Raw genomic sequence first — 7,043 nt, 5'->3', positions numbered from 1 at the left:
GGCTGGGTAAACGTAGAAGGAAAATACTATTATTTAGATACAGATTCAGACCCAAATAAAATTGGTGTGATGAAGACGGGTTGGGTAAAGGATAATGATAAATGGTACTATCTGGATGGAAGTACGGATGGTTCAATGAAAACAGGTTGGTTTCAAGAAAATGATCAATGGTATTACTTAGATGCCAATCAAGGCGGCGCAATGGTAACAGGTCAAGTTACCATTGGTGGCCAACAAGAATCATTTGATGAAAATGGACATTGGATATCTGTTAACAAATATGTAGCTGAAGCAAAGAAATATCTTGGTGTACCTTATGTATGGGGTGGAGCAACTCCAAGTGGATTTGATTGCAGCGGATTTATTTCCTATGTATATAAAGTAGCTAGACAAGATGCTGCAGGTTTCTATAACTCTGCTCAAAAAATTAGCAATCCGCAACCAGGAGACTTAGTGTTCTTTAAGAATACATATAAAAATGGTATCTCCCATATTGGTATTGTTGTTGGAGATGGAAGAATGATCCATGCTGGTGATAAAGGTATTGAATATTCTAATTTAAACAGTTCTTATAATCAACAGCACTTTGCAGGTTATGGTAGACTTAAATAAAGTAATAAAATTTAATGAAAAAATGATTTGATTTTCCTTGGTAATTGAAAAAGGTTTGTAAAGAAAAAAGGGAATCCGTAACGGGTTCCTTTTTTCTGTTTTAAGTGCGTTATAAAATTCGTTCTGTTGCAAAGTTTTCTAAATGAGACTACAGTCTAGAAAAAAGAGTAAGGGGAATCACAAATACGATATTTTAAAGGGAAACAGTTTAAGAAAGATATTATTTTGGTAGCTGTGGGCTACAACTGTCGTTTTTCTTTAAGCTATCGCGATGTGTCTGAAATTCTCAAAGAACGTGGTATTTCTATTCATACAACAACTATCATGCGCTGGGTTCATGAATATGGAAATCTTATCTATCAAATTTGGAAGAAGAAAAACAAAAACACATTGTTATCTTGGCGTTTGGATGAAACCTATATCAAAATTAAAGGAAAGTGGTGTCATTTATATCGAGCAATTGATAAAGAGGGACAAACACTTGATATCCAACTTCGTCAAAAACGAGACAAACAAGCAGCATATGCTTTTATGAAAAGACTAGCTCGAACTTTTGGAGAACCAACGGTTCTGACGACAAATCTCCTTCTTTAGCTTCCGCATAAGGAGATTTGTCTTTACAAAAATACCTTTCATCGTACAATAAAGTATCTCAATAATATCATCGAGTAAGATCATCGACATCTATGACATATACAAACAAAAGCGAAGTCTTCAACCAAACTTCGTTTTTTCGACGTATAACGCATTACACGAATTATTAATAGTTTCATAAAACTGGTCCGCAATATTCCCCATCTCTTTATGTCTTCGGAAACTTTGCAACAGAACCAAGAAAAGGAATGTAGTAAAAAATCGTATACAAGTACTCTCTTACGATAGATATGTGAGGTGCATGAAAATACAAAAAGGGAAAAGAATGATAAACATTCTTTTCCCTTTTTACCTACTGGAACTCTCATGCTCATTAGCTTTTCAGTATATCGAAAAATGCTGTAGAATTTACCTATTCTATTATAACAGCATAAAACATGGTTTTAAGATGTAATATTGCATATCAGAATGTGTTGATATATATATAAGTACTTACTATAATGAAAGCATAGAGATAAATCACATCTTAGCAACGACAAAAGAGGAGGAAATAATATGGAAATCGCAATGGCGGTATTGAAATTTTTAGGTGGAGTAATTCCATTAGTTCAAGAGCTTTTAAAAACATTTATGTAAGTTTATTATTTAGCAATCATTTATAAAGCATTATCATACCTTAATACGAAAAAAGGAAGGGGTTGAATTTTTTGAAAATTATAAAAGGTGTTAAAGGAATCAAATTATTAGCATGTTTATCAATTGGCTTATGCACTATTAATTATTCTTCTATTTCCTTCGCTGAAATAAAAACAAGTAATTCAGCTGATGCAACAAAAAAAGCTATTAACATTGATACTGGCATAGGAAATCTTAAGTATAATAATCAAGAGGTTTTAGCAGTAAATGGTGATAAAGTAGAGAGTTTTGTTCCGAAAGAAAGTACAAATTCAAATGGTAAATTTGTAGTAGTGGAACGCGAGAAAAAGTCACTTACTACTTCACCGGTGGATATTTCAATTATTGATTCTGTGGCTAATCGTACTTATCCAGGAGCAGTACAACTTGCAAATAAAGCTTTTGCAGATAATCAACCTAGTTTGTTAGTAGCTAAGAGAAAACCTTTGAATATTAGTATAGACTTACCTGGCATGAGAAAAGACAATACAATTACTGTCCAAAATCCGACATATGGTAATGTGTCTGGAGCAGTAGATGAATTAGTATCTACTTGGAATGAAAAATATTCAAAAACACATACGTTACCTGCAAGAATGCAGTATACAGAATCGATGGTTTATAGTAAATCTCAAATAGCAAGTGCTCTTAATGTTAATGCTAAATATCTTGACAATTCACTGAACATTGATTTTAAAGCGATTGCAGATGGAGAGAAAAAAGTGATGGTTGCGGCATATAAGCAAATCTTTTATACCGTAAGTGCAGAACTACCTAACAATCCATCAGATCTTTTTGATAATAGCGTTACTTTTGATGAGCTAACTCGTAAAGGGGTAAGTAATGCGGCTCCGCCTGTTATGGTGTCAAATGTAGCTTATGGTAGAACAGTTTATGTGAAATTAGAAACATCATCTAAGAGCAAAGATGTACAAGCTGCCTTTAAAGCCTTAATTAAGGGGCAAGGCGTTGAAGCGAGTGGACAGTACAAAGATATTTTTGAAGACAGTACCTTTACCGCTGTAGTATTAGGCGGAGATGCAAAAGAGCATAACAAGGTTGTTTCAAAAGATTTTAATGAAATCCGAAATGTCATTAAAGATAATGCAGAATTAAGTTCTAAAAATCCAGCATACCCAATTTCATATACAAGCACTTTCTTAAAAGATAACGCAACTGCTGCTGTTCATAACAATACAGATTATATTGAGACTACAACTACAGAATATTCAAGTGCGAAAATGACCCTTGATCATTACGGTGCATATGTCGCTCAATTTGATGTATCTTGGGATGAATTCTCATATGATCAAAATGGGAAAGAAGTATTAACACATAAAACTTGGGAAGGAAACAACCAAGATAAAACGGCTCATTACTCTACAGTAATACCACTTCCACCGAATTCAAAAAATGTAAAAGTCGTAGCGAGAGAATGTACAGGTCTTGCATGGGAATGGTGGAGAACAATTATTAATGAACAAAATGTTCCATTAACAAATGAAATAAAAGTTTCAATTGGAGGAACAACTTTACACCCAAGTGCTAATATTAGTCATTAGGTAGAAGTGAAGCACCCTGTAAACAGGGTGCTTTTTTACTTGGTCACAAGTTATCGGAATCTTTTTCAAATATAGCATACTCATCAGATGGCGATGGAGTGTAACCACATTTAGAAAACTTTGCAACAGAACCTCCACTTGCTTACTTATTATACATCTTTTGAGAATATATCCACACCTATCGGCATATATCTTAAACACAATAGATATGTGAAAGGGTGAGAGTATGATTTCATCATATTCAGTAAGATACATTTTAATAACAGGTAATACTTTTATAAAAAAAGTAATCACTGTATATGCATCTTCTGCGTTCTTTGCCATTGAAAAAATCAAAAAAGAATTAGAACGCCGCTTTTCTAATCCTACAAAAATTGAAGTCTATGCAGTATAAATATTTAAAACCATTTAAACACAAGGTGAAACCAATATCGGTTTCACCTTGTCCTATTTTAAATTTATTGTATATTAATTACACATTAAAATTCATCATCACCAATTAAATTTCCCGCATCATTATCTTTAGTAAGTCTTTGCTTTAAGTAATTTTCTTTTGTAGTTCTATCATTTTTATGACCTACTGCAGCCGCTATTACATGAGGTGCTAGTCCTTTGTAGTCGTATAAGTACTGCACATAAAAATGTCTAAAAAAGTGGGGAGTGATTCGTATATTCTCCGTAAAGGGTAACTTTGTATCCTTAATGATTTTAGAAATATATTGTGATAAATAATTTTCTTTATAAGCAGTATGATTCTTTGTTTGAAATATAGTCTCACCATTTTTATTTCCAATGTCCACAGGTAATCGTCTCCGGATTCGAAACGCAACAATACGATTAAAAATCTCCTTATTAATAGAAACAATCCGTTCATTATCTCCCTTTGTATCAACTATTAAATAGTAACGTCCACGTATAGCGTCATATTCAAGGTCTTTCCACATTGCGTGCGCTACTTCTGCAACACGTAATCCTGTAGTAGCCAGAACCGATAGTAAAGCATAATTGATTTCATTATCCTTATAGTAATGAAGCAATTGCTTCACTTCCTCATATGATAACTCGCGTTTTGGTTTATGTTGTTTATTAACGGTAGTACTTAGAATTTCCACATGAAGAGGTTCCTGGATATATTGAATTTCATATAGCCATTTCAAATACGAACGGACCACACCAAGTTTCCGACTAATCGTAGATGCTTTGTATTTTTCTTTTGATTGATAGGAGATTGCCTCCTGGGATAGCCATTTTTGATAGTTACGTATATGTCGCTTTCTTAAGTTCCTCCAAACTTGGCCGACTACATAATCTTTAACATCTTGCTGCAGAAACTCTGTGCTTTGCTTAATAAAAAAATAAAATTGACTTAGATCACGAGCATATAGAGTCCTGGATGCATCCTTTATACGTTTTTCTTGGTCAAAATGTGTTTGCCGATTTAAATAGTAATACAATATTTCTTCATCTGAAAATCCCTCATATGTATATGAATCTTCTCTTTCGTTATTTTCCTTTTTAAATTCAGCTTCATTTATATAATCTTGATTCCATATCGCAATTATGTTTGAGAAATTTTGTTTTTGTTTCTCTATATTTTCTAAATAAGTTTCACTATGAATTGTATTTAATTTAAATTCCATTGTTATCCAACTCCATATTAATTTCTTTTATATCTAATATTATAACTGAATTACATTCAAAGTTATTTACATAGTAAGATTAAATTTTATAAAAATGAAAGTAATGGATAAGTATAGAAAATGTTCTATTTTCTATGCTTATTATCAAATTCTTTTTATAAATTATCTTTTATTTAATTTATAATTATATAAAAGATAATTTAATTAGAAAGTGAATTTAAATTTCATATAATTTTAAAAATAAATTAAGTTATGATTGTGTTATAATTAAATTTACATTATATATTTTTATCAATTTAACTTTACATAATAAAATTATTGATTTCACATAACAGAAGTTTACACATAGGAGGAAAAGGTATGTTTGAAAGACAGGAAATAAATATGAATACGAATGAAGTAAAAGCTTATTTAGGAATTAGTAGCTTCATTTTTAATACTCTTATGAAACAAGGACAATTAAATCCAATTAATCGAGAGACCTGGCGTTTAGATGGTAGCTTTTTATTTAAGCGAGAAGACATAGAAAAGCTCAAAGAAGATCGTGAAACAGAAGGAATTACCTTATATCAGGCAGCAAAAGATTATAATGTGAGCATGTATCAACTTGAAAAGTGGATAGAAGAAGGAGTATTGACTTGCACTATACAGAAACATCGTAATCGTGAGACTAAATTTGTAAATGAGGAAGAAATACACGGATTGGTACAGCAATTAGATCAGACCAATACTTTGTATACATTCTCACAGAAATACAATGTAGTATTGTTCCAAAAATTTATGCAAGGTAATAAATTAGCACGGATTATATCCATTCCGAAGCGCGGGGATATTGTGCTTATTGATGAGTTTGGAAACAATATGACACTAAAAGATTCAATTAAAATGGGATATAAGCCTGCATATATTTTATCCGATAAACCAAGAAGTCATCACCAAAAGTTTGTAAAGTTTCGTTTTCCTAAATCAAATCAATTGCGAAGTAACATTTTTCACTTAATTGACTTAATACTACAGTATATATCACCAAGAAATATTAAGGTTTCTGAGGAAGATGGTTTTTGGTACTTTGATGTTCGTCAATCCATTATTCAATTACCAATGCAAATGCAGGTAGAATGGATTGATTGTTTAACCCCCTATATAATAGAAGGAAAATTAACAAGACGTGTTAATAATAGCGTGTATTTAGATAGCAGTAGTGTTACTAAGGCAGTAACGATAACAAGCAGTGAATACCATGCAATCACAAACATTGTAAAAGAAACGAACAGTTCTATTGAAGAATTTATTGCATCCGCTATTCGTGAAAAGATTTATGATTATCAAGCATCAGACAACTAAATTACAAAAATAAAGAAAAGACGCTTTAAAGTGTCTTTTCTTTAGATAGATCAGAAGTTAGATTTCCAATCTAATATGAAAACCATATGCAGTTTTTAAAATTTAATCTGAGTTAATAACAAATTCTAATGTAATAATACATATTGTTGAGCTCAATATGTATTAAGCTAACTTTCAATTACTCTTCGTTTTACTTCAAAATCAATTGTGTTTTTTGTGTTTACTTTCATTCAATACACCAACAGCTAGAAATTTAATATTTGCTCCTATACTTAAAGGAAATATTACTCCTCCTATTTTAGTCTGATAAAAATTAAATATAAATAATACAATAGAAAGTGCAATACTTAAGATAGCAATTATATAATATTTATTCATAGACTAGCTCCTTTTATTGTAATTTTGAGAGAGTTATATCTTGAATCTCATAGATATAATCACCTAGTTTATTTTTAAACTCTTCAATATGAGTAACAAATATTAAACTATTACCTTTTTCAAGAAACCTAATTAAAACTTTGTATATTTCTTGTTGGGAAAATTTATCATTTTAGCCAAGAAGACTCCTTCCTCAAGGAACGCGAAGTGAGTAGGTGGGAGATGAATTGGCTTCGGA

6 protein-coding genes and 1 pseudogene are annotated in these 7,043 nt (G+C 31.4%); 5 read left to right on the top strand and 2 right to left on the bottom strand.

Going from position 1 to position 7,043, the window contains the following annotated elements:
* From JDS80_RS31810 to JDS80_RS30035, 4 genes and pseudogenes are all read left to right on the top strand, one after another.
* A partial coding sequence (locus JDS80_RS31810; RefSeq protein ID WP_242477463.1) for a C40 family peptidase occupies positions 1 to 612 on the top strand: 612 nt, incomplete at its 5' end.
* 183 nt (positions 613 to 795) lie between these two features.
* A pseudogene (locus JDS80_RS30045) lies at positions 796 to 1,387 on the top strand (IS6 family transposase).
* Positions 1,388 to 1,904: 517 nt separating this feature from the next.
* Positions 1,905 to 3,443: a thiol-activated cytolysin family protein gene (locus tag JDS80_RS30040; protein ID WP_199640741.1), complete on the top strand. Its 1,539-nt coding sequence runs from the start codon at positions 1,905 to 1,907 to the stop codon at positions 3,441 to 3,443.
* Between the two features lie 226 nt (positions 3,444 to 3,669).
* On the top strand, positions 3,670 to 3,837 hold the full coding sequence (locus tag JDS80_RS30035; RefSeq protein WP_000625960.1) for a hypothetical protein: 168 nt from the start codon (positions 3,670 to 3,672) through the stop codon (positions 3,835 to 3,837).
* Positions 3,838 to 3,922: 85 nt separating this feature from the next.
* On the opposite strand, the gene JDS80_RS30030 is transcribed toward JDS80_RS30035, so the two are convergent.
* Positions 3,923 to 5,083 carry a tyrosine-type recombinase/integrase gene (locus JDS80_RS30030; RefSeq protein WP_071744324.1) on the bottom strand — a complete coding sequence of 387 codons (1,161 nt, stop codon included), beginning with the start codon at positions 5,081 to 5,083 and terminating at the stop codon, positions 3,923 to 3,925.
* A gap of 360 nt (positions 5,084 to 5,443) precedes the next feature.
* On the opposite strand from JDS80_RS30030, the gene JDS80_RS30025 reads away from it, so the two are divergent.
* Positions 5,444 to 6,427, top strand: a complete 984-nt coding sequence (locus tag JDS80_RS30025) for a DNA-binding protein (protein WP_199640740.1) — start codon at positions 5,444 to 5,446, stop codon at positions 6,425 to 6,427.
* A 201-nt stretch (positions 6,428 to 6,628) separates the two neighbouring features.
* On the opposite strand, the gene JDS80_RS30020 is transcribed toward JDS80_RS30025, so the two are convergent.
* Positions 6,629 to 6,805 carry a hypothetical protein gene (locus JDS80_RS30020; protein WP_199640739.1) on the bottom strand — a complete coding sequence of 59 codons (177 nt, stop codon included), beginning with the start codon at positions 6,803 to 6,805 and terminating at the stop codon, positions 6,629 to 6,631.
* Between the last annotated feature and the right edge of the window lie 238 nt (positions 6,806 to 7,043).

It is taken from the genome of Bacillus cereus group sp. N8 (assembly GCF_016483685.1).
GTDB classification, from domain to species: domain Bacteria; phylum Bacillota; class Bacilli; order Bacillales; family Bacillaceae_G; genus Bacillus_A; species Bacillus_A proteolyticus.
Note: the sequence above shows the minus strand (reverse complement) of the source record. Positions and strands in the feature narration are given on the sequence as shown.